Origin of the sequence: Ideonella sp. A 288, from assembly GCF_002198735.1 — a bacterium.
GTDB lineage: Bacteria > Pseudomonadota > Gammaproteobacteria > Burkholderiales > Burkholderiaceae_C > Pseudaquabacterium.
The window spans coordinates 30002-51941 of sequence record NZ_MWLO01000152.1; the positions used below are offsets into that span (position 1 = coordinate 30002).

Annotated in this window: 18 protein-coding genes; 12 read left to right on the forward strand and 6 right to left on the reverse strand. The window is 72.5% G+C overall.

All coding sequences use genetic code 11. The features are described 5' to 3' along the window. Positions 1-3: 3 nt before the first annotated feature. From EOINJALH_RS26465 to EOINJALH_RS26475, 3 genes are read right to left on the reverse strand one after another with little or no spacing between them, the layout of a single operon-like run. Positions 4-807 carry an acyl-CoA thioesterase II gene (locus tag EOINJALH_RS26465; RefSeq protein WP_088285858.1) on the reverse strand — a complete coding sequence of 268 codons (804 nt, stop codon included), beginning with the start codon at positions 805-807 and terminating at the stop codon, positions 4-6. Between the two features lie 56 nt (positions 808-863). Next, positions 864-2690 (reverse strand): YkgJ family cysteine cluster protein, encoded by a 1827-nt coding sequence (locus EOINJALH_RS26470; protein ID WP_088285860.1) that lies wholly within the window; start codon positions 2688-2690, stop codon positions 864-866. A gap of 47 nt (positions 2691-2737) precedes the next feature. Continuing rightward, positions 2738-3709, reverse strand: a complete 972-nt coding sequence (locus tag EOINJALH_RS26475; protein ID WP_088285862.1) for a hypothetical protein — start codon at positions 3707-3709, stop codon at positions 2738-2740. 193 nt (positions 3710-3902) lie between these two features. Here EOINJALH_RS26475 and EOINJALH_RS26480 point away from each other — a divergent pair, with 193 nt between their 5' ends. After that, on the forward strand, positions 3903-4190 hold the full coding sequence (locus EOINJALH_RS26480) for a hypothetical protein (protein ID WP_144290179.1): 288 nt from the start codon (positions 3903-3905) through the stop codon (positions 4188-4190). A gap of 62 nt (positions 4191-4252) precedes the next feature. On the opposite strand, the gene EOINJALH_RS26485 is transcribed toward EOINJALH_RS26480, so the two are convergent. Further along, a complete protein-coding gene (locus EOINJALH_RS26485) occupies positions 4253-5458 on the reverse strand; it encodes an FAD-dependent monooxygenase (RefSeq protein ID WP_088285867.1) in 1206 nt (401 codons plus the stop codon). Between the two features lie 57 nt (positions 5459-5515). On the opposite strand from EOINJALH_RS26485, the gene EOINJALH_RS26490 reads away from it, so the two are divergent. The 6 genes from EOINJALH_RS26490 to EOINJALH_RS26515 all read left to right on the forward strand — a co-directional run bounded on the left by EOINJALH_RS26490 (position 5516) and on the right by EOINJALH_RS26515 (position 13030). Next, a complete protein-coding gene (locus EOINJALH_RS26490; protein ID WP_088285869.1) occupies positions 5516-6568 on the forward strand; it encodes an SPFH domain-containing protein in 1053 nt (350 codons plus the stop codon). 38 nt (positions 6569-6606) lie between these two features. Further along, positions 6607-8178: a DUF4178 domain-containing protein gene (locus tag EOINJALH_RS26495; RefSeq protein WP_088285871.1), complete on the forward strand. Its 1572-nt coding sequence runs from the start codon at positions 6607-6609 to the stop codon at positions 8176-8178. A gap of 22 nt (positions 8179-8200) precedes the next feature. Beyond that, the gene (locus tag EOINJALH_RS26500) at positions 8201-8422 is read left to right on the forward strand and encodes a DUF350 domain-containing protein (protein WP_088285873.1); all 222 of its coding nucleotides are present in this window, start codon (positions 8201-8203) and stop codon (positions 8420-8422) included. Positions 8423-8509: 87 nt separating this feature from the next. Next, positions 8510-10087, forward strand: coding sequence for a polyamine aminopropyltransferase (locus EOINJALH_RS26505; RefSeq protein ID WP_088285875.1), 1578 nt, complete (start codon positions 8510-8512; stop codon positions 10085-10087). 73 nt (positions 10088-10160) lie between these two features. Next, positions 10161-11801, forward strand: a complete 1641-nt coding sequence (locus EOINJALH_RS26510) for an NAD(P)/FAD-dependent oxidoreductase (protein ID WP_234414058.1) — start codon at positions 10161-10163, stop codon at positions 11799-11801. Between the two features lie 248 nt (positions 11802-12049). After that, positions 12050-13030, forward strand: coding sequence for an aldo/keto reductase (locus tag EOINJALH_RS26515; protein WP_088285877.1), 981 nt, complete (start codon positions 12050-12052; stop codon positions 13028-13030). 27 nt (positions 13031-13057) lie between these two features. On the opposite strand, the gene EOINJALH_RS26520 is transcribed toward EOINJALH_RS26515, so the two are convergent. Next, entirely contained in the window at positions 13058-13657 is a 600-nt protein-coding gene (locus tag EOINJALH_RS26520; RefSeq protein WP_144290180.1) for a DUF2202 domain-containing protein, read from the reverse strand. A gap of 140 nt (positions 13658-13797) precedes the next feature. Beyond that, positions 13798-14238, reverse strand: a complete 441-nt coding sequence (locus EOINJALH_RS26525; RefSeq protein ID WP_088285882.1) for a hypothetical protein — start codon at positions 14236-14238, stop codon at positions 13798-13800. A 355-nt stretch (positions 14239-14593) separates the two neighbouring features. On the opposite strand from EOINJALH_RS26525, the gene EOINJALH_RS26530 reads away from it, so the two are divergent. The 5 genes from EOINJALH_RS26530 (at position 14594) to EOINJALH_RS26550 (ending at position 21909) form a co-directional block, all read left to right on the forward strand. Continuing rightward, the gene (locus EOINJALH_RS26530; protein ID WP_088285885.1) at positions 14594-15304 is read left to right on the forward strand and encodes a PEP-CTERM sorting domain-containing protein; all 711 of its coding nucleotides are present in this window, start codon (positions 14594-14596) and stop codon (positions 15302-15304) included. 64 nt (positions 15305-15368) lie between these two features. Continuing rightward, positions 15369-17168 carry a DUF1800 family protein gene (locus tag EOINJALH_RS26535; RefSeq protein ID WP_088285887.1) on the forward strand — a complete coding sequence of 600 codons (1800 nt, stop codon included), beginning with the start codon at positions 15369-15371 and terminating at the stop codon, positions 17166-17168. 16 nt (positions 17169-17184) lie between these two features. Beyond that, positions 17185-18651: a DUF1501 domain-containing protein gene (locus EOINJALH_RS26540; protein WP_088285889.1), complete on the forward strand. Its 1467-nt coding sequence runs from the start codon at positions 17185-17187 to the stop codon at positions 18649-18651. 137 nt (positions 18652-18788) lie between these two features. Continuing rightward, entirely contained in the window at positions 18789-20828 is a 2040-nt protein-coding gene (locus EOINJALH_RS26545) for an ATP-binding protein (protein ID WP_088285891.1), read from the forward strand. A 67-nt stretch (positions 20829-20895) separates the two neighbouring features. Beyond that, a complete protein-coding gene (locus EOINJALH_RS26550; protein WP_158219906.1) occupies positions 20896-21909 on the forward strand; it encodes an endonuclease/exonuclease/phosphatase family protein in 1014 nt (337 codons plus the stop codon). The last annotated feature ends 31 nt before the right edge of the window (positions 21910-21940 follow it).

The window sequence follows — 21940 nt, forward strand, 5'->3', positions numbered from 1 at the left end:
CGCTCACTCCTTGTAGTAGACGATCTGGTGTGTGCTGGCCAGCAGCGCGCCGTCGTGCGCCCAGACCTCGGCCGACTGGTCGAAGAAGCCCTTGCCGAAGCGCTGCGCGCGGGCCACGCCCAGCACCGGCTGCGTGCCGTGCGCGGCCAGCATCGGCGCGTCGGCATGGAAGTAGATGGTCATCGACACCGTGCCGGCCGGCGTCCATTGCCGGCGGCGCAGGTAGATGCGCGGGAAGAACACGTCGCACAACGCGGTGAGCGACGCGAAGTCGAGCGGCCGTGGCGGCTCGTCGCGCATCCACAGCGTGGTGGTGGCGTCGGCATCGGCGCGGCCCTGCGAAAAGTCGGGGAAGCCGCCCGAGACGAAGCGCATCTCGTACTGCCGCGTCCAGGCCACGCGGCCCAGCGGCGGCAGCGCTGGCACCGCCCCGGCGGCGGGCACCGCGGGAAAGCCGATCTCGGTGGACGCCCAGGTCTCGCGCCGCACGCCGAACACCGCGGTGGCGCTGACGGCCACCTGGCCGTCCTGCCGCAGCTCGGCGCGCCAGTGCTGGGTGGAGCGGTTGGTGCGCAGCGGCTCGGCCTGCACGCTGAAGGGCCCGTCGGCCACCGGCCCGGCGTAGTTGACAGTGAGCGCCAGCGGCTCGCCCAGCCGCGCCGGGTGGCCGCGCATGGCCTGCACCAGGGTGGCCGCGGTGATGCCGCCGAAGGGCCCGATCATGTTCGCGTAGGCCGGGCTGGTGTGGCCTGTGACGCTGCCGTCGCCCTCGGGCTGCAGCACCAGGGCCGCATCGAGCGGATGCATCGGCGGCGGCGCGGCGGCGGGGCCATCGGCCGGATCGATCGGTGCGGTCGTGCGGGTCAACGGCGTCTCCTGGCGGGCGCGGGCGTGGCGGCGTGCGCGGTGGCGGGCTTGGTGCTGTTCGCGGGTGCTCGCACGTTCTGGCGCGGTGGCGAGGTGGGCGTCCGCCGCGGCTCGAACCGCAGCGCCCGGGCCTCGGCCCGCAGCCCGGCGCGGTCGATGGCGCGCAGCACGTAGGCGTCGTGCCACAGGTCGGCCACCTCGGACGGCCGCGCATCCCACATCGACGCCGGGACTTCGTCGACCAGGGCCCGCAAGGCCGGCCAGGCGGGCGCCAGTGCCACGCGATCGACACCGGGCTGGCGCAGGCAGTGGTCGGCCAGCGTCAGCAGCATCGGCGTGTCGATGCGGCGCAGGCGCCGGCCGGACCACAGCGCTGCCAGCGCGTCGCGCAGCGCGGCGGCGGGTGCGAACTGCGCGAGCAGCGGCAGTCGGTGGACGACCTGCACCGCCGTGCGCGGCTCCGGCAAGGCCGCCAACATCGACGGCAGTGTGTCGCGCAGAGCCCGGCCTCGGCGGGTGACTCGCCAGCGCCGCAGCCACTCGGCCGCCTCGGTGCTGCCGGCCTGGGCCAGCGCGGCCAGGCCGGTGGCGGCGTCGAGTTCGGCGCCCGCCCCCTCGGCACCGGCCTCGTCGCTCGCCGGCACCCCCTGCAAGGCCTGCTGGCACAGCGCCAGCGCCGCCGCCGCATGCCAGGCCCGGGCGCTGCGCCAGGCCGGGCGGGCGGCCTCGGGGTGGCGGCCCAGGGCCACCACCAGGGCCAGGTGCAGCGCCGCGGGGTGCTCCACCTCCATGCGATCGGGCTGCCGGCGTGCCGCCTGGGCAAAGTGCAGCAACTCGTCGGCGGGCGATGCCGCGGCCACGCCAGGCTCGGCCACCGCGCCGCGCTCTGCGACGAGGCCGCGCTGGCCCAGGTGCGGCGCCAGGTCGTCGCCGGTGTGCAGCGGCAGCGCACCGGCCGGACGGCGGGCGATGTCCAGCAGGCGGACCCGCTCGGCGCCCAGCGCCAGCGACAGCCCGGCGTCATAACGGTGCAACTGCTCGGCCATGGGCTCGGGGCCGTACTTCTCCTCGAAGCGCAGGCGGGGCGTGGAGAGCAGGCGGTTGAGCTTGTCGTCCACCGCATCCTGCATCGCGGCCAGGCGCGGGTCGGCCGCGCCTTCGTGGTTGGCGGCCTCGGGCTGCAGCGCGCGCCGCAGTTCCAGCCACTGGGCGCGCCGCCAGGCCACGGACAGCGGCTCGTCGTCGCCGCGCGGCCCGCAGCCGGCGAGCCGGCGCTCGACCTCGTCCACGTCCACCGCACCGTCGCGCACGGCCTCGTAGCCGATGGCCTGCAGCACCGCCATCTCGCCGGTCCAGCGCTTGCGGCAGGTGTCGTGGTAGTACTCGCGGCAGGCCAGCGGGCGCGCCGGGTGCACGCTGCACACGCGCCGCGGCGTGCCGTCGGGCTCGGCGATGTACTTCAGGAACAGGCACGGGCTGGCCGCATCCAGCGTGCGCCGGCGCAGGAAGCTGACGACGCTGCTGCCGGGGTCGGCCAGCCATTGCCGGTAGCGCTCGCCGTCGGCGCCGTCGAAGCGGTCCTGCGTGAAGAGGCGGAAGAACTCGGCCGGCGGCAGGTCGAGCGCGGCGCACAGCCGCAGCACGTCGAAGGCTGTGAGCGCGATCGGGCCCTCGGTGGTGCAGCAGGTGCCGCCCAGGCAGCGCTCGCAGATGGCGCGTTCGTCGCGCGGCGGCTGCTGCGCGTCGGCGCGGGCCGGGTAGCGGCGGTCGGGGCCGTGCAGCGGCTGCCAGTCGGAACCAGGGGGTGCGGCGGGGTCGCTCATGTCGTGCGGAGGTCCGATGGACAGGGTGGGGGCTGCCCGGCGCGCGCTCACGCTCGGCGGGCCCAGGCCTGCAGTTGCGGCAGCACCTCGGGGAAGGCGAGCCGGGGGCCGGTCCAGCGGTAGTCGCGCAGGCCGTCGATGGCCGCCCAGGCGGCGTGGAAGCCGGTGTAGAAGCTGTCGGCGTCCCAGGTGCCCCAGCTGCCGTCGGCGTTCTGGCTGTCGACCAGGAACTGCGCGCCCATGCGCACCTGGGTGTCGTCGTGCGGCACGCCGAAGGCCCGCAGCGTGTCGAGCAGTTCGCCGGTCAGGTCGGCGTCGGCGTCGGCGATGGCCTCGGGCAGCGCGGCGCGCAGGAACATGTACTCGTCGGGCAGCCAGCGCGGGTCGAGCGTGCTGTGGCCGTAGTCGTTGAGGGTGTAGACCACATGGGTGACGGAGTAGGCCACGTCGTGGAAGCGGCGCCGCGACTGCCGCCACGCGATGTCGTAGGGCCGCATGCGCGGCAGCCAGCACAGCACGTCGGCATAGCGCGCGCCCAACGGCACGCCGTAGCGCTCGCCGCACCAGGCCGAGGTGAGGCCGATGCACCAGGTGCGGTAGGCGCCCTCGCGGGCCACGGCCGGCGGCCCTCGGTCGGCGTCGAAGCCGATGAAGGCCCTCGAGCCGAAGGGCCGCGCGGCCTCGACCAACCACTCGCGCATGCCTTCGCGGCGCAGGCCCAGGCCTTCGCCGGCGCCATAACCGCGCACCGCCTCGGCCACCCAGTCGGGGTGGCGGAAGTCCGCCGCCTCGAGCGTGGACCGCTCCCACAGCGCGAAGGCGTGGCGGCCCAGCAGCCGGGCGGTGCGGCGCAGCGCGTCGTCGGCCGAGGTGCGGGCCATCGAGCGCAGCGAATAGAGCAGCCCGGTGCCCAGGTGGGCCAGCAACGCGTCGTCGGCCGCGGCTTCGGCGATGAAGCGCATGCCCTTGCGGATGGCCCGCTGCCGCGCGGTGGCCAGGCGCCGGTCGAGGGCGGTCATCGACCGGCCGGGTCGCCGAGCGCGACCCGTGAGGACGTCGTCCGCACGGCGCAAACCGCGTGGCCCATCAATTGACACTGCATGGGGCGGGTCCTACATTGCGCGTGCGTGACGGGCTCATCTCGAGCATGAGGTCACGGAGGTAGATGGCGCCTCACCATTCATGTCGTGTCCACAAGAAAGGATGGCTCTCATGGTAACGGGTCCAGGTGTTCCCAAGCTGCCGCCGAAGCTGCCGAAAACGCTGCCGAAGCTGCCCCCGAAACTTCCGAAGTTGCCGCCCAAGCTGCCCAAGCTTCCGCCCAAGCTGCCCAAGGTGCCACCCAAGCTTCCGCCGAAGCTGCCGCCCAAGCTCGATCCCAAGCTGATCCCCAAGGTCCTGCCGAAGATCGTGCCGAAGCTGCTGCCCAAGCTGCCCAAGGTCTTGCCCAAGCTGCCGAAGGTGCTGCCCAAGATCGGCCCCGATCCCGGCCCGTTCTGACGGACGAGCGAGGCCTGCCGCAGGCCTCGGCGAAGGCGCCCCGCGGGGCGCCTTTTTCATGGTCAGCGCCGGCCGTACATCATCTGCCGGGCCAGCGCGCTCTTGAGGGCCGGCATCGACTGCAGCGCGGCCAGGCCCAGCCCGCGCACCGCCGGCAGGCCGGGCCAGCGCCAGGTGAAGCTGCGCGCCAGGAAATCGGTGGCGGCGATCATGGCCCAGCGGTCGGGCGCGCGTGCCCATTCGACGCGGCGCAGGGCGGCGCGCAACGCGGCATCGCCGGGGGCATCGACGCGTCGCAGCGCCTGCACCAGCGAGAACGCATCGCGCAGGCCGAGGTTGAGGCCCTGACCGGCCACCGGGTGCAGCGTCTGCGCTGCGTTGCCGATGCGCACCGTGCAGCCGTCGACCAGCGTGCGCTCGGCGTTCAGGCCGAGCGCGAAGCGCTTCAGCGGCCCCAGGGCGACCACGCGGCCGGCCTCGGCCGGCAGGCGCGTGGCCAGCACGGCCAGGCGCTGCGCATCGTCGAGCTCGGCCACGGGGTCGTCGTCGGCGCCCACGCACCACACCATCGAGCCGCGGGCGCGGCCCTCGGCATCGGGGCGCAGCGGCAGCAGCGCCAGCGGGCCGTTGCGCGTGAAGCGCTCCACTGCCAGGCCTGGCACCGCACCCTCCAGCATCACCGTGCCCACCCACGCCGCCTGCTTGTAGTCGTGGGTGACGGCCTTGCGCGACTGGTCGGAGAAGACACCGCCCTCGGCCACCACCGCCAGGTCGAAGCGCTCGACCACGCCGGCATCCACCTCGACGCCACCATCGTCGAGCGGCTTGACGACCGCCACCGCCGTGCCGAAGCGCGAGGCCAGCCGCTGCGGCTCGCGCGCCACGGCGGCCTGCCAGGCGGCCTGCATCGGTGCGACGAGCTGGCCATAGCTGAGCACTGCGCCCAGCATCGGCACCGCCTCGTCGATGGCGCGGATGCGCACGGCCGGCTCACCGCCGCCGAAATCCAGCGTGGGCGGCGCCTGCGACACATGCACCTGCAGGATGGGCTGGGCCAGGTCGGCCGGCCACACGTCCAGCCGCTGCAGCAGTTGCACGCTGCCCAGCGACATGGCCAGGGTGCGCGGGTCGCCCGCCACGTCCTTGTCCGCCGGCCGGGCGTCGAACAGCGTGATGTGCGCCGCCGGCAGCAGGCGCGCCGCATGCAGGGCCAGGGCCAGGCCGGCCGGCCCGGCGCCGATGACGGCGATGTCGAGTTGGGGAGTCATGGTCGTATTATTCGCCGCACCCCGGATCGTCGGGGCGCCACACCGAAGGAGCACCTCATGGGCCTGATGGACTTCATCAAGAAACAGTTCATCGACATCCTCGAATGGACCGAATCGGGCGACGGTGTGCTGGCCTGGCGCTACCCGATGGCCGACAACGAGATCCAGTACGGCGCGTCGCTCACCGTGCGCGAAAGCCAGATGGCGGTCTTCGTCAACGAGGGCAAGGTGGCCGACGTCTTCGGCCCCGGCATGTACAAGCTCACCACGCAGACGCTGCCGGTGCTGACCTACCTGAAGAACTGGGACAAGCTGTTCGAGAGCCCGTTCAAGAGCGACGTGTACTTCTTCAGCACGCGCCAGCAGATCGACCAGCGCTGGGGCACGCAGCAGCCGGTGACCATCCGCGACAAGGATTTCGGTGCCGTGCGGCTGCGCGCCTTCGGCAACTACGCCTACCGCATCGTCGACCCGAAGAAGCTGCACACCGAGATCTCGGGCACGCGCGACACCTACACCGTGGCCGACCTGGACGGCCAGCTGCGCGGCCTGATGCTGCAGCACATCAGCGACGCGGTGGCGCAAAGCGGCATCGCCTTCCTCGACCTGGCGGCCAACCAGATCGAGTTCGCCAAGCAGCTGCGCGAGGCCACCGCGCCGTCGTTCGAGGCGCTGGGCCTGGCGCTCGAGAGCGTCACGGTGCAGAACGTCTCGCTGCCCGAGGAACTGCAGAAGATCCTCGACCAGAAGATCGGCATGGGCATGGTCGGCAACGACATGGGCAAGTTCATGCAGTACCAGACGGCGCAGGCGATCCCGAAGTTCGCCGAGGGCGCGGGCGGCGGCGGCGGTGGCATCGCCGGCGACGCGATGGGCCTGGGCGCCGGCGTGGCGCTGGGGCAGGTGCTGGCACAGAACCTCCAGCAGGGACTGCAGGGCGGTGGTGCAGCCGCGGCAGCGGCAGCGGCGGCCGCACCGGCCGCTGCGGCGCTGAAGCCCGACGAGATCATGGCCACGCTCGAGAAGCTGGGCGAGCTCAAGGCCAAGGGCATCCTCACCGACGACGAGTTCTCTGCCAAGAAGGCCGAGCTGCTGAAGAAGCTGGTCTGAGCATCCGCGCCGGTTCCTTGCCCGGGTAGCCCGCCCCCTTGGCCACCTCACCGCAGCGCGTCTGGCGCGCCGCCTGCCCCAACTGCGGCGCACCGGTCGACTTTGCCTCGGCCGCGTCGGCCAGCGCCGTCTGCGGCTTCTGCCGCTCCACGCTGCTGCGCGACGGCGAGGCGCTCAAGCGCATCGGCCAGAGCGCCGAGCTCTTCGACGACCACTCGCCGCTGCAGATCGGCGCGGCCGGCCGCTACATGGGCTCGGCCTTCACCGTGGTGGGCCGCCAGCAGCTGGGCGACGACCAGAGCCGCTGGACCGAATGGCATGTGCTGTTCGACGGGGAGGCGGCCACCCGCAGCGGCTGGCTGTCGGAGGACAACGGCGCCTACGTGATGGCCTTCGACGCGCCGATCACCGGCCCGCTGCCGGCGCCCGACGAACTGGTCGCGGGGGAGCAGCGGCTGGTCAATGGTGCGATCTGGTCGGTGGCCTCGCTGATGCAGGCGCGGGTGCTGGCGGCCCAGGGCGAGTTGCCCGCGCCGCCGCGGCTGGAGGGCCCGCCCTTCCCCATCGCCGACCTGCGCAACACGATGGGCGAGGTGGCCACGCTCGACTGGCGCGACCCGGCCCGGCCCGGCTGGTCGGTGGGCCGCGCCGTGCGGCTGGCCGAGCTGGCGATGAGCGGCCTGCGCGAGGTGGCCGAGAAGACGCTGGCCGGCCGCAGCATCGCCTGCCCCAGTTGCGGCGCCTCGCTCGAGCCCAAGCTGTCGACGACGCAGTCCATCGTCTGCGGCCAGTGCCAGGCGGTGGTCGACGTCTCGCAAGGCATCGGGGGCGAGCTGCGGCACTACGCGCAGGACAACCCGGGCCTGCCGCCGCAGATCCCGCTGGGCCGCACCGGCACGCTGCAGCTCGGCGCGCGCGCACCGGCACTGCCCTGGCAGGTGGTGGGCTATGCCGAGCGCTGCGAGGTCGACGTCGACCCCGGCGAAGAGCAGACCGCCTGGCGCGAGTACCTGATGTACCACCGCGAGGAGGGCTTCGCCTTCCTGGTCGATTCGGAAGACGGCTGGAGCTTCGCGCGCCCCGTCACCGGCGTGCCGCAAGTGCGCGGCGACCGCGCCACCTGGCAGGGCAAGACCTACGACAAGCTGTACAGCTACACCGGCGCGGTGACGCACGTGCTGGGCGAGTTCTACTGGCGCCTGACTCGCGGCGAACGCACCCGCAACACCGACTTCGCCAGTGGCCCGCTGCGCCTGAACCGCGAGCAGGTGGGCAACGAGGTCACCTGGTCGGCCGGCGAGGCACTGGACGCCACCGTGGTGGCCAAGGCCTTCGGCCTGGGCACGGTGGAGGCCGCGGCCATCCGCCGCGACGTGACCCCGCTGTCGACCATGCCGGCAGGCACCAAGCTGCGCTGGATCGTCATCGCGCTGGTCGTCGTCTTCGTGCTGCCCACCCTGCTCAGCATGTGCAGCAGCGACGACTGCGACAGCACCCGCTCGGCCTTCGGCGAATCGAGCAACGAATACCAGCAGTGCCTGCGCAACCGCAGCAGCGGCTCGCGCGGGGGATCGTTCGGCGGCTTCAGCTCTGGCGGCGGCCACAAGTAGCACACACAGGAGGTCAACGACCATGGGATTCGAATGGCTCAAACCGGCCGTCGTGCTGGGATCAGTGATGTACGCCGTCATCGGCGTGGTGGTGCTGTGGGTCAGTTTCGTCGTCATCGACAAGCTCACCCCGTACAAGCTCTGGGACGAGATCGTCGAGCACAAGAACGTGGCACTGGCCATCGTGGTGGCGGGCATGTTCATCGCCATCGGGCAGATCGTGGCGGCGGCGATCCATGGCTGAGCCCGGACACGGCACAGCACCTGCGTGCTGTGCCGTGCCTGGCGAAGCGGCCGCGCATGCAAAGCGCGGCCGTGGACGATTGCCACAATGGCCGTCGACGCACTGACACCGGCGCCCTCCGCCGTCGCGCGCATCGCACCAGCCGAGGTGGCGCTGCTCGCGTCGGTGTTCGTCGTGGCCGCCTGCGGGCTGGTCTACGAGCTGGCCGCCGGCGCGCTGGCCAGCTACCTGCTGGGCGATTCGGTGCTGCAGTTCTCCACCGTCATCGGCGCCTACCTGTTCGCGATGGGCATCGGCTCGTGGCTTTCGCGCCATGTCGAGCGGCAGCTGGTGGCGCAGTTCCTGCGCATCGAGCTGCTGGTGGGGCTGATCGGCGGCCTGCTGCCGGCGGCGCTGTTCACCGCGCACAGCCTGCTGCCTGCCGGCCATGGACACTCCTTTCGCGTGTTGCTTTACGGCCTGGTGCTGGCGGTGGGCACGCTGGTGGGGCTGGAGATCCCGCTGGTCATGCGCATCCTCAAGCGCCACTTCCATGAACGCTATGCACTGAAAGACCTGGTCTCTCAGGTGCTCACCTTCGACTACCTCGGCGCGCTGGTGGTGTCGGTGGCCTTCCCGCTGCTGCTGGTGCCGCACCTGGGGCTGATCCGCACCGGCGTGTTCTTCGGGCTGCTCAACACCGCGGTGGCGGTGTGGGCGCTGTGGCTCTTCCGCGCCGAGCTGCGCGCCTGGCGCGGGCATGCGCTGGCCTGCGCCGCGGTGGTGGCCGCGCTGCTGGCGGCGATGGCCGGCGCCGACCGGCTGACCACCTGGTCGGAGGACCGCTTCTACGGCGACCGCGTGGTGCTGCGCGAGACCAGCCCCTACCAGCGCGTGGTGGTCACCGCCGGGCCGGCCGGCGTGCGGCTGTTCCTCAACGGCAACCTGCAGTTCCATTCGCGCGACGAGTACCGCTACCACGAGGCCCTGGTGCACCCGGCGATGGCCGCGCACGGCGCGCCCAAGCGCGTGCTGGTGCTGGGCGGCGGCGACGGCATGGCGGTGCGCGAGGTGCTGCGCCACCCCGGCGTCGAGCAGGTGACGCTGGTCGAGCTCGATCCGCACATGACGCGGCTGTTTGCCGAGATGCCGATGCTCACCGCGCTGAACGGCGGTGCGTTGACGTCGCCCAAGGTCGAGATCGTCAACGCCGACGCCTTCGCCTGGCTCGAAGGCCACGAGCGCCGCTTCGACGTGATCGTGGTCGACTTCCCCGACCCCACCAGCTTCTCGCTCGGCAAGCTCTACTCCACCAGCTTCTACCAACTCGTCGACCAGCACCTGGCGGCCGGCGGCTATGCGGTGGTGCAGACCACCTCGCCGCTGCTCGCGCGCAAGAGCTTCTGGACGGTGGTGACCACGATCGAGGCCACCGGCCTGACCGCCACGCCCTACCATGCCCACGTGCCCAGCTTCGGCGAATGGGGCTTCGTGCTGGCCAGCCGCCGGCCCTGGCGCCTGCCGCCGGTGCTGCCCGAGGGCCTGCGCTTCCTCACGCTCGCGGGGCTGCCGGCGCTGCTGCAGTTTCCGCCCGACATGGCGCGGGTGGCGGCCGAGCCCAACCGGCTGTCGAACCAGACGCTGGTGCACACCTTCGAAGAGGAATGGGGCAAGGTTCTGGAGTGACGGCGCCGTGCCGCTGCGCGATGGACGGCGCGACGTCGGTCGGCGGCCGGGACCGCCGCACCGGGGCGCGCCGGTGACCGCCCCGCTGCGCCGCCGCGCGCTGCTGGGCGCCTCGGCCGGGGCCGCCTTCGGCATCCTCGGGGCCGGCTGCCGCGACGCCCCGCCGGCCGGCTGGTCGGCCCACTGGGTGGGCAGCTCTCCGCTGCGCGGGCACCGGCTGCGCGAGGCCCGGTCGGGCACGCTGCCCACCGCCGCGGTGCAGCGCCGGGCCCGCGTGCTGATCGTCGGCGCGGGCATCGCCGGGCTGTCGGCGGCGCGCGCCTGCCTGCGCCAGGGCGTCGACGACATCCGCGTGCTCGAACTGGAAGACAGCGCCGGCGGCAACAGCCGCGGCCACACGCTGGCCGGCCTGGCCTGCCCGCTGGGCGCGCACTACCTGCCGCTGCCCGGGCCCGCCGCGCACGAGGTGGCCGAGTGGCTGCACGAGCTGGGCCTGCTGCGCCACGAGCTGGGCCGCACCGTGGCCGACGAGCGCCACCTGTGCCACAGCCCGCAGGAGCGCCTGTTCATCGACGGCGCCTGGATCGAGGGCCTGCTGCCGCCGGCCGAGGCCGGCTCGGCCACCCTGGCGCAATACCGCACTTTCGCAGCGGCCATCGCCCAGGCCCAGCGCAGCGTCGGCTTCGCGCTGCCCAGCCACCGCGCCGGCTGGACGGCGGCGCACCAGGCGCTGGACGCCGGCACCTTCGCCCACTGGCTGGACGCCCGCGGCCTGCGCGACGAGCGCCTGCGCTGGTACCTGGACTACGCCTGCCTGGACGACTACGGTGCGCCGGCCGACACCGTCTCGGCCTGGGCCGGCCTGCACTACTTCGCCAGCCGCCACGGCTTCCAGGCGCCGGGCGACGCCGACGGCGAGCGCGACCCGGTCTTCACCTGGCCCGAGGGCAACGCCTGGCTGGCCACGCGGCTGGCCGCACCGCTGGGCGATCGGCTGCTGCCCGGCCGCACGGTGCTGCAGGTGGACGAGGGCCGCCATGGCGTGCACGTGCTGGCCTGGGACGAAGCCGCCGGCCACGCCGAGGCCTGGCAGGCCGACACCGTGGTGCTAGCGGTGCCGCTGTTCGTCGCGGCGCGGCTGATGCGGCAGGTGCCGGCCGCGCTGGAAGCCCTGGTGCCCGCCCAGCCCCACGCGCCCTGGCTGGTGGCCAACCTGCACGTGACCGAGCCGCTGCTGCAGCGCCAGGGCATGCCGCCGGCCTGGGACAACGTGGTCTACGGCCGGCACGAGCTGGGCTACGTCGACGCGATGCACCAGTCGCTGCGGCCCGTGCCGGGCCCGACGGTGCTCACCGCCTATCACGCCATGACAGCGTCCGACAGGCCGGCGCTGCTGGCCGGCGAGGCCGCCGACTGGGCCCGCCGTGTGGTCGATGGCCTGACCCCGCTGCACCCCGACCTGCCGGGCAAGCTGGCCCGCGTCGACCTCACCCGCCACGGCCACGCGATGAGCATCCCCGTGCCCGGGCTGCGCGGCCACCCGGCGCTGGCCGCGCTGCGCGCCGGGCGCGGCCGCGTGCGCTTCGCGCATGCCGACCTGGCGGGCTACTCGGTGTTCGAAGAGGCGTTCACGCTGGGGGCGGAGGTGGCCGGGTTCGGTTCGTCGACGACGCCGCGGCCGTGGCCCGCTGCCTCATCGTCTCGCCGCGGCTGACCGACGGCGCACGCGCACCGGCACGCCCCTGCCAGGGGGACGGCTGGTCAGCCCCGGCGCGCCGCCGATCGGCGGCGCCGGCTGGCGGGTGGCGCCTCGCGGGGACGGCCAGCGCCACCGCGCGGAGGGAGATGCATGCAGGTATGCTGGCCCGCGGGCGCCGGTGGCGATGCGCCCGCCACCGCCCACGGGCAGGCCATCGACGTGCCGCGCCACCCTCCATCGTCCGCACCGCAAGGATCCCACGCATGCGCTACCGCCGCCTCGGCCCGTCCGGCCTGCAATTGAGCGAGTTGTCGCTCGGCTCCTGGGTCACGTACCACAACCAGGTGGACGTCGACGCCGCCGTCGAGATGCTGGCCGCGGCCTTCGACGCCGGCATCAACTTCTTCGACAACGCCGAGGCCTATGCGCTGGGCAAGAGCGAGGAGGTGATGGGCCAGGCCTTGCGCCGCCTGGGCTGGGCGCGCGACAGCTACGTGGTGTCGACCAAGTTCTACTGGGGCCTGGTGCGCGAGGGCTGCACCGTCAACCGCCGCAACACGCTGAACCGCAAGTACCTGATGCAGGCCATCGACGGATCGCTGAGGCGCTTCGGGCTGGACCACGTCGACCTCGTCTACTGCCACCGGCCCGACCCCCACACGCCGATCGAGGAAACCGTGGGCGCGATGAGCGACATGATCCGCCAGGGCAAGGCGCTGTACTGGGGCACCAGCGAATGGTCGGCCGACGAGATCCGCGCCGCCTGGCACATCGCCGACCGCCACCACCTGCACAAGCCGGTGATGGAGCAGCCCGAGTACCACCTGCTGCACCGCCAGCGGGTCGAGAAAGACTATGCGCGGCTGTACGAAGACATCGGCCTGGGCCTGACCACCTGGAGCCCGCTGGCCAGCGGCCTGCTCACCGGCAAGTACCGCGAGGGCGTGCCCGCCGGCTCGCGCGCGTCGATGGACTCGATGGCCTTTCTGCGCGACCGGCTCACCGACGCGCGGCGCAACGAGGCCGTCGCGCAGCTGGCGCCCATCGCCGCCGAGCTGGGCGGCACGCTGGCGCAACTGGCCATCGCGTGGATCACGAAGAACCCGCGCGTGTCCACGGTGATCACCGGCGCGTCGAAGCTGTCGCAGCTGCAGGAGAACCTGGGCGCGCTGGCCGTGGCCGACCGGCTGACGCCCGAGGTGATGGCGCGCATCGACGCGATCACGGCGCCGCTGGCGCAGTAGGTCCGTCGCAGCGGCGCCGCGGGCGGCTCAGCCGCCCGACTCGGTCGGCGAGTTCACGATCGCATCGAACTCGGCCTGGCTCAGGTGGCTGGGCACATACGAGCCGCCCTGCTGCACCAGCACCCTCATGTAGGCGCGCAGGTGGTTGCGCGAGCCGCGCAGCAGGTTGTCGTAGACGATGAGGATGTCGGCGTTGTCGATGCCCGGCTTCTGCGTGGCGATGTCGTGGATGTCGAGCTCTTCGATCTCGACGCCCACCTTCAACGCATCGACCAGGCTGCGACGGCTGGCGGCGGTCAGGCTGTCGTACAGCGTCTGGAACGCCGCACTCGGGTAACTGCCGTTCGGCCGGCCCGCCAAGGGGTCGGCCAACTGGTAGCGGTCGAGCAGCGCCTTCACCGCCGCCGAGTGCGTGGTCTCGCTGGCCGTGATGTTGGCGAAGACAGGCATCGCCCACAGTGCGGCACTCACCGCATACACGTCGTGCGCGAGCTGCTCTTCCTGCCTCATGAAGGCCAGGCTGGCAGCCTCGGCCGTGGACAGCGGCGCCAGCGGATAGCCCGCCAGCACGGTGCCGAGCGCGGGCGCGTCGATGGTCGAATTGCCACTGCCGTCGACCCTCAGCATCGGCGCGGGATCGCCCCCACCGCCGCAGGCTGCGAGGGCCGCGACGAGCGTCGCCGTGATCGCCGCCTTGGCGGCGACGGCGCCCAAGCGCCTGGCGTCAACGACGCGCCGACGGGCCGGGCCGATGGACCCCGAGGTGCTCACGGCTTCAACGCCGCGCAGGCGTCGCGACGCGGCGTGGCCAGTGGCTTGCCACCTTTCTCTTTCGCGCGGGCGGCCATCTGCTCGCGGTGCTGCGCCATGTAAGTGGTGCACTCGTCGCGGCTCTTCATGTCGCGCATGCGGGCCTGGTGCTCGGTGCGCTCCTGCGGGGTCATCAGCGTCCACCCGGGCGTCGTGTCGGCGTTGGCCTGCGCCATGCGGCCGCGGCCGGCGCCCATGCCCATGCCCATGCCCATGCCCTGACCCGCCATGCTCGCGCCGGGGCCGGCACCTTGCATGCCCTTGCCCGGCCCCATGCCACCGCCGGGGCCCATGCCACCACCAGGACCCATGCCGCCACCCGGCCCGCCTTGCGCCCAGGAAGCTCCGCCGATCAAGGCCATGGCCGCGGCAGCGACCAGCCAACGGGTGTGTTTCATCGCGATCTCCAGCAGAATTGAACGAGCCTTCAATATAGGTGTGACCGTATACGGGCGCATTGCGAAACCGCAACGGCGGGGTGGGAACTTCGGCGGCCTGTCGAGGTCGCCAGACCGCCTCGATAGAACGCTTACTTCACGGGCCACAGACGATGGAGAAACAAACCCTTCACATCCGGATCGCCCGGCGCCGCGTGGTGCGCCGAGGTGGCCCGATCGTCCCGCGCACACCGCCCGCCGCAGCCGCCGACCGAGGCCATGCGCGCCGCGGCCGACCTACGTTTGGTCACCAAGCCAAATGGCGGACGCGGCAATACCGCGATAGGGTGTCGCTTCCCGACGAGGAGGGGATTCGATGTCAAGTTGCCGATCCAGACCATGGCGAGCCTGGCCCGCCGCAGCGTCGACCTGCCTGTGCTTGACGCTGGCCGCGGCGCTGCCGTCCGCCCGCGCCGCCACGCTGACCGACGTGCTGCTGTCCGCCGTGCCGCCCGACAGCGGCAGCGCCAGCTTCACCGCGCCCGAGGCGCCCGGCTGGCTGGTCACGGTGCAGGAAATCGGCTCGGCCACCATGGTCGGCTCCGACCTGTTCGGCTACGAAGGCCTGTGGCTCGGTTCGCCCGGCCAGGGCGGTCGCTACAACGTGCTGTTCAGCCAGCCGGTGAGCTCGGTGTCGTTCTCCTTCGTCGCGCTGACGGCGTTCTTCGACGGTGGCGCCGAATCGCTGGGCTCGTTCATCGGCAACGTGGCGCTGTCCGCAGCATTCAGCAGCGTCGACGGCAGCGCGTCCTGGAACGGCTCGGTGCTCAGGGCGCTGGACGAGGACTCGCGCGCCGTGCTCACGTTCAGCACCGCGGCGGCGGGCGGCCTGCGCTCGATCGGCTTCCAGCACCTGCAGCCCGAGCCACTGCAGGGCTTCGTGATCGACCGAATCGATTTCGCACCGGCCCCGGTGCCCGAGCCGCCGGCGCTGCTGATGCTCGGCCTCGGCCTGCTGGGCATGGGACTCTGGCGGCGCCGCGCCGTGGCACCGTCGGTGACTGTCACCGGCCGTGGGTTGTCGTAAGCAAATGATCGCTGCCGCCGAGGCCCACGGCCCGGCACGGCGGCCCAGAACGAGGAGCGCTCCGATGCGATCGACCTGGTGCAACAGCACGAACCGGCAGGCACCTTGCGGGCCACCGACCCGCTGGACCTTGCGAGCCCTGGCCGGCGCCCTCGCCGGCGCGCTGAGCGCCTGCGGCGGTGGCCTGGGGGGCGACGCAGCGGTCCCCGAGGCCACCGCTGCCGCCTCGCCCACGGCAGCCGCCGCAGACGGCCGCCAGCGGGCGCTGGCGGTGACGACGCTGGCCACCCAGCGCGACGCGGTGCGCCTGGCCGACCAGGCCAGCTTCGGCGCCACCGAGGCGCTGGTCACCAGCATCCGCACGGTCGGCGCCGAGGCCTGGGTGGCCTCGCAGCTGGTCGCCACCGGGTCGAGCTACACCAGCGGCCAGACCGCGCTCATCCACCAGCCCGACGGCACCGACTTCTGCGCCACCCGCGGCAGCAACTGCTGGCGCGACCACTACAGCACCGAGCCCCTGGTCTGGGATTTCTACCGCAACGCCGTCACGCGCACCGACCAGCTGCGCCAGCGGGTGGCCTTCGCGCTGGGGCAGATCGTGGTGGTGTCGGGCGTCGAAGAAAGCGGCACCTACGGCTTCCGCAATTACCACAACATGCTGCTGCAGAACGCGCTGGGCAACTACCGCGAGGTGCTGCGCAAGGTGACGCTGTCGCCGCTGATGGGCGACTACCTCGACCACGTCAACAACGACCGCCTGCAGCCCAACGAGAACTACGCGCGCGAACTGCTGCAACTGTTTGCCATCGGCACCTGCCAGCTCAATGCCGACGGCACGCTGGTGGGCGGCAAGTGCCAGCCCACCTACGACAACGACGTGGTGCGCAACTACGCCTACGCCCTGACCGGCTGGACCTACCCGGCGGGCGGCAGTGCCACCTGGGGCTGCTGGCCGCAGGGCGCCAACTGCCGCTACTACACCGGCGACATGGTGGCCAGGCCGGCGATGCAAGACAACCAGGCGCGCACGCTGCTGGGCGGCCTGTCGCTGCCGGCGGTGCGCACGCCGGCGGTGGCCTTGAACACGGTGCTCGACTCGCTGATGTCGCACCCGAACATGGCACCCTTCGTCGGCCGGCAGCTGATCCAGCACCTGGTCAAGAGCAACCCCAGCCCGGCCTACGTGCGGCGCGTGGCCACGGCCTTCGCCACCGGCCGCCACACCGGCGCCACCCGCAGCTTCGGCACCGGCGTGCGCGGCGACCTGGCGGCCACGGTGGCGGCCGTGCTGCTGGACACCGAGGCGCGCAACGCGGCACCGCCGCTGGTGGCCGAGAAGCTGCGCGAGCCGGCGCTGATGATGACGGGCATCGTGCGCGCACTCAACGGCCGCAGCGACGGCAGCGCGCTGGCCTGGTGGTGGGGCGAAGAGCTGCGCCAGCACATGTTCCGCTCACCGTCGGTCTTCAACTACTACCCGCCGACCTTCCCGGTGGCGGGCACGCGGCTGGTGGGCCCGGCCTTCGGCATCTACAACGCCAACACCGCGTTCGCCCGGCTGAACTTCCTGAACCAGCTGCTGTACTGGGGCGGCATGGGCGCCGACACCACGGTGCCGGCCGCCACCGGCACGTCGGTCACGCTGACCGCCTTCGAGGCCGACGCGGGCGATGCCGTCAGGCTGGTCGAGCGGCTGGCCGCGCTGGCCACCGGCGGGCGCATGACCGCCGCCACCAAGGCGCGCATCGTCGAGGCGGTCAACGCCTGGGACCCGCTGCAGCGCCCCACCGAATGGCGCCGCGAGCGCGTGCGCACCGCCGCCTACCTGGTGTTCGCCTCGCCGGCGTACCAGGTGCTGAACTGAACCGCCCGGAGCTGCCATGCGACATCCCTTCCGTCCTTCCGCCGCCGACCACCCCACACCGGTTTCGCGCCGCCGCCTGCTCGGCTGGGGCTCTGCGGCGGTCGGCAGCGCGTTCAGTGGCGCGTTCGGCGCATCGGCGCTGGGCACGCTGCTGTCACCCGGCGTGGCCGCGGCCACCGACGACTACAAGGCCCTGGTGTGCCTGTTCATGTTCGGCGGCAACGACGGCATGAACATGGTCACGCCGCGCGACGCCACGCGCCATGCCCGGTATGCGGCGGTGCGCGGCCCGCTGGCGCTGCCGCGCGCCAGCCTGGTGGGCCTGGGCACCGACTACGGGCTGCACCCGTCGATGGCCGCGCTGGCGCCGGTGTGGGCCGCCGGGGCGCTGGCGCCGGTGCTCAACGTGGGGCCGCTGTTCGCGCCGCTGACCAAGGCCGCCTACCACGCCGCCGCCCAGGGCGACCCGCTGCTGCCCGACAGCCTGTTCTCGCACTCCGACCAGCAGTTGCTGTGGCAGGCCGCCAGCACCGACGCGATGGAGCGCACCGGCTGGGGCGGCCGCGCGGCCCAGTTGCTGGGCACCACCAACCCGGTGATCTCGTTCGGCGGCAACGCGCACTTCGGCCTGGCCGACACCGTGGCGCCCTGGGTGCTGCCGGAGCCGGACTCGGGCTTCGGCGTCAACGGCTACTACCGCGACCCGCCGGTGGACGCGCGCCGCGCCGCGCTCGACGCGATCATGCGCGAAGCGCAGAAGAGCCCGATGGCCGAGGCCTACGCCCGCACCCAGCGCGAGGCCTTCGAGCTCGAAAGCCGGCTGGCCGGGCTGTTCGACTTCAACCCCGACCCGGCGGCCGACCCCAGCGGGGTCACCCAGGCCTTCGCACCTCTGATCAGCGGCGGCACGATCAATGGCGGGCTGGCACGCCAGCTCTACCAGGTGGCCCGCTTCGTCGGCGCGCGGGCCAAGGTGCGCGGCACGCGCCAGATCTTCTTCGTGCAGATCGGCGGGTTCGACAACCATGCCAACCAGATCGGCGGCAGCGCGCTCGACGGCACGCATGCCGCCCTGATGGCCCAGGTGGGCAACGGCATGGCGGCGTTCTGGCGCGCGCTGCAGGCCCAGGGCGTGGCCGACCGGGTGACGCTGTTCACCCAGAGCGACTTCGGCCGCACCTTCGCCCCCAACCAGTCGGCGGGCACCGACCACGCCTGGGGCAACCAGCAGCTGGTGATGGGCGCGGCCGTGGCCGGCGGCGCCACCTACGGCCGCTACCCCGAGTTGGCCATCCGCGGGCCCGACGACGTCGGCCTGGCCGACTGGGAGCGCGAGGGCCGCTGGATCCCGTCGACCTCGGTCGACCAGTACGCGGCCACGCTGTTGCGCTGGTGGGGCCTGAGCGAGACCCAGCTCGACCTGGCGCTGCCCAACCTGCGCAACTTCGGCTCGGCCCGCAACCTGGGCTTCATGCGCGCCTGATCGCTCGACCACCCGGTCGACGAGCCGCCGAGGCCGGCGCCCCCCCTCGCCGAGGGGGCTCTGCCGTGTGCGTTTTGCCCCACCGGGCCGGCACACCGGCCTGAGAGGGCCGGCGCGGCGGATAAAGTACGTGCCGGATGAACAGTCTCGGCAGAAAAGTCCTGGTCGCCTCGCTCAGCGTGCTCCTGCTGCTGGCGGGTTGCTTCAGCCTCGTCGCGCGCGAAGTGGCGCTCTGGGACCTGGAAACCAGCTACGTCATGCGCGACTACCGGCGGGCCGTGCTCGAAGGGGTGTACCGCGAGTCGATGACGCACGGCATGGCCGAGATGACCAGCCTGCTGCTCACCGGCAGCCAGCGCTACCGCGACGGGGCCACGCATGCGCTCGACCGCGCGGCCGAGGCTGCCAACCAGCTGCGCGAGATCTTCGACAAGGGCCCCGCGCACCCCGGCGACCGCATCCACATCGAGTACCTCGACCGGCAGGCCCGGCTGCTGGCCACCACGCGGGCGGCCTACGACCAGCTCATCGCCACGCTCAGCGAGGTGGGCACGGTCGACGCGGCGGGCATGCTCAACCGCATCCACGAGCAGGAGGTCGAGGCCGACACGCTGTGGATCGAGATCGTCCGGCACCACCGGGTGGAACTGGAGGAGAACGAAGCGGCGCTGCGCAGCCACAGCCAGCGCGCCGGGGCGCTGGTGCTGGTCAGCCTGGCGGCGGTGGTGGTGTGGGTGAGCCTGCTGGTGTACTACGTGCGCCGCCGCATCGTCGGCCCGCTGATCAATCTGGCGCAGTTGACCAAGCAGGTGGCCGCAGGCGACCTGTCGCCGCGCGCCACCGTCACCCACCGGGACGAGATCGGCCAGTTGCAGCGCAGCTTCAACCAGATGGTCGAGGAGGTGACGGTGCAGCGCGACGAGCTGGCCTCGATGGTGGACCACCTGTCGCTGTCGCGCGATGCCGCCGAATCCGCCAACCGCGCCAAGTCCGACTTCCTGGCCAACGTCAGCCACGAGATCCGCACGCCGATGAATGGCGTGATCGTCACGCTCGACCTGATCCACGAGACCGCCCCCAACGCCGAGCAGCGCGACCTGGTCAACGTGGCCCGCAGCTCCGCCCGCAGCCTGCTGCGCATGCTCAACGACCTGCTCGACCTGTCGCGCATCGAGGCCGGCAAGGTGGTACTCGACGAAGTCGGCTTCGACCCGCGCCAGCTCGTCACGCAGATGGTCGACATGCACGGCAAGCGGGCCGTGGCCGGCGGGCTGAAGATGCAGTGCGACATCGCAGACGATGTGCCGCAGCGCGTCTCGGGCGATCCGATGCGGCTGGGCCAGATCCTGCTCAACCTGCTGGACAACGCCATCAAGTTCACCGAACGCGGTGGCATCGAGGTCAGCGTTGCCGTCGAGCCGCCCCCGGCCCATCCCGCCGCCGACGCCGACGCCGACCAGGTGTGGCTGCGCTTCTGCGTGAAGGACAGCGGCATCGGCATCGCACCCGAGGCCGCCGAACGCATCTTCCAGCCCTTTCAGCAGGCCGGCGGCATGGCCCCGCGCGGCGAGGGCGGCATCGGCCTGGGCCTGGGCATCGCAAGGCAGCTCACCCACATGATGGGCGGCGAGCTGTCCTTCGAGAGCGAGCCCGGCCGAGGCACCTGCTTCCGCTTCAACGTGTGCCTGCGCCCGGGGCGCGAGGCCGACACCGAGGCGCCCACGCCGGCGGTCAATCGCAAGCTGCCCACCTGCCGCAAGGTGCTGCTCGCCGAGGACAACCACAGCACGCGCCTGGTGATGGGCCGCATGCTCGAGCGGCGCGGCCTGCGGGTGACCGCCGTCGAGAACGGCCGCGAGGCCCTGGCCCATGCCACCGACGAGGCCTTCGACCTCATCTTGATGGACTGCCAGATGCCCGAGATGGACGGCTTCGAGGCCGCGCGCCGCATCCGCCAACTCGGTGGCGACATCGCCAAGACGCCCATCGTCGCGCTCACCGCCTACGGCCTGATCGGCCTGAAGGAGCGGTTTGCCGAAGCCGGCTTCGACGACCTGGTGGCCAAGCCCTACACCGTCGAGGACATCGAGGAGGCGCTGTACCGCTGGCTGGTGCTCACGCCGCGCCCGCCGGCCGCGCCCGGCGAGGCCGGCGAGGCCGACCAGCCGCCGGGCTGAGCCTGCGCGGCGGCGGGCCACGGCCGGGCCGCTTGGCCGGACGGCGCCGTGCTGCCACACTGCGGCCATGAACCCGATGCCGGCCCCGATCGTCTGGAACACCCTGGTCGTGGGCAGCTGCAACCTGCTCAACCTGGCCCTGCCCGGCCGCGCCTACTACCCCAACCAGCCGCCCTACGACACCGACGACTACGCGCGCAAGACCGCCTGGCTCGGCGCCATGTTCGGCCGCCTGAACGCCGACCTGCTGGGCGTGCAGGAGGTGTGGGACGAGGCGGCGCTGAAGGCCGCCGTGGCCGCCAGCGGCCTGCGCGGCCAGCAGGCCGTGGTGCCCGGCGCCGAGCAGGGCGCCATGGGCACGCCGCGGGTGGGCATCGTCACCCGGCTGGCCATCGACAGCGTCGAGTCCATCGCCGGCTTCGCGCCCGGCCAGTCGGTGCCGGTGCCCGAGCTCGGCGAGCACGACCGCTTCGAGCGGCCGGTGCTGCACGCGGTGCTGCGGTTGAAGGACGGCCGGCGCCTGCACGCGATGGTGGCGCACCTGAAGAGCAAGCGGCCGAAGTTCCTGCAGGACGCCGACGGCCGCCCCACCGAGGACACCGACGACCCCGCGGTGGTGGCGCGGGCCACGTTGCGCTCGCTGGTGATGCGCGGCGGCGAGGCCGCGGCGCTGCGCGGCCTGGTGCTGGGCGTGACGCAGCGCACCCGCGAGCCGCTGGTGCTGCTGGGCGACCTGAACGACGGCCCGCATTCGGTGACCAGCCAGCTCATCGCCGCCACGCAGGCCGTGGCCTACGACGCGCAGGCGCGCGACGTGGCGCTGTACCACGCCTGGGACGTGCAGACCGAGCCCGGGCTGCGACGCGACATGGCCTACTCGCACGTGCACCAGGGCTGGCCCGAACTGCTCGACCAGGTGTGGGTCAGCGAGGAGTTCGTCGCCACGTCGAAGTTCTCGCTGGGCGACGTCAAGCGGGTCGAGGTGTTCAACGACCACCTGCACGAGAGCCGCGAGCGCTTTCGCAGCGACCACGGCTTCGTGCGCGCGCTGCTGCGGCTGCGCGGCACGCCGCCGGCCTGAACGCCGCGGCCCTGGCCGCGCAGCCGCAGCA

Excerpts from the sequence above, each read along its gene's own strand:
- EOINJALH_RS26465 (WP_088285858.1), bottom strand. The coding sequence starts at position 807 with ATGCATCCGCTCGATGCGGCCCTGGTGCTGCAGCCCGAGGGCGACGGC.
- EOINJALH_RS26470 (WP_088285860.1), bottom strand. The coding sequence starts at position 2,690 with ATGAGCGACCCCGCCGCACCCCCTGGTTCCGACTGGCAGCCGCTGCAC.
- EOINJALH_RS26475 (WP_088285862.1), bottom strand. The coding sequence starts at position 3,709 with ATGACCGCCCTCGACCGGCGCCTGGCCACCGCGCGGCAGCGGGCCATC.
- EOINJALH_RS26480 (WP_144290179.1), top strand. The coding sequence starts at position 3,903 with ATGGTAACGGGTCCAGGTGTTCCCAAGCTGCCGCCGAAGCTGCCGAAA.
- EOINJALH_RS26485 (WP_088285867.1), bottom strand. The coding sequence starts at position 5,458 with ATGACTCCCCAACTCGACATCGCCGTCATCGGCGCCGGGCCGGCCGGC.
- EOINJALH_RS26490 (WP_088285869.1), top strand. The coding sequence starts at position 5,516 with ATGGGCCTGATGGACTTCATCAAGAAACAGTTCATCGACATCCTCGAA.
- EOINJALH_RS26500 (WP_088285873.1), top strand. The coding sequence starts at position 8,201 with ATGGGATTCGAATGGCTCAAACCGGCCGTCGTGCTGGGATCAGTGATG.
- EOINJALH_RS26505 (WP_088285875.1), top strand. The coding sequence starts at position 8,510 with ATGGCCGTCGACGCACTGACACCGGCGCCCTCCGCCGTCGCGCGCATC.
- EOINJALH_RS26515 (WP_088285877.1), top strand. The coding sequence starts at position 12,050 with ATGCGCTACCGCCGCCTCGGCCCGTCCGGCCTGCAATTGAGCGAGTTG.
- EOINJALH_RS26520 (WP_144290180.1), bottom strand. The coding sequence starts at position 13,657 with ATGCTGAGGGTCGACGGCAGTGGCAATTCGACCATCGACGCGCCCGCG.
- EOINJALH_RS26525 (WP_088285882.1), bottom strand. The coding sequence starts at position 14,238 with ATGAAACACACCCGTTGGCTGGTCGCTGCCGCGGCCATGGCCTTGATC.
- EOINJALH_RS26530 (WP_088285885.1), top strand. The coding sequence starts at position 14,594 with ATGTCAAGTTGCCGATCCAGACCATGGCGAGCCTGGCCCGCCGCAGCG.
- EOINJALH_RS26535 (WP_088285887.1), top strand. The coding sequence starts at position 15,369 with ATGCGATCGACCTGGTGCAACAGCACGAACCGGCAGGCACCTTGCGGG.
- EOINJALH_RS26540 (WP_088285889.1), top strand. The coding sequence starts at position 17,185 with ATGCGACATCCCTTCCGTCCTTCCGCCGCCGACCACCCCACACCGGTT.
- EOINJALH_RS26545 (WP_088285891.1), top strand. The coding sequence starts at position 18,789 with ATGAACAGTCTCGGCAGAAAAGTCCTGGTCGCCTCGCTCAGCGTGCTC.
- EOINJALH_RS26550 (WP_158219906.1), top strand. The coding sequence starts at position 20,896 with ATGAACCCGATGCCGGCCCCGATCGTCTGGAACACCCTGGTCGTGGGC.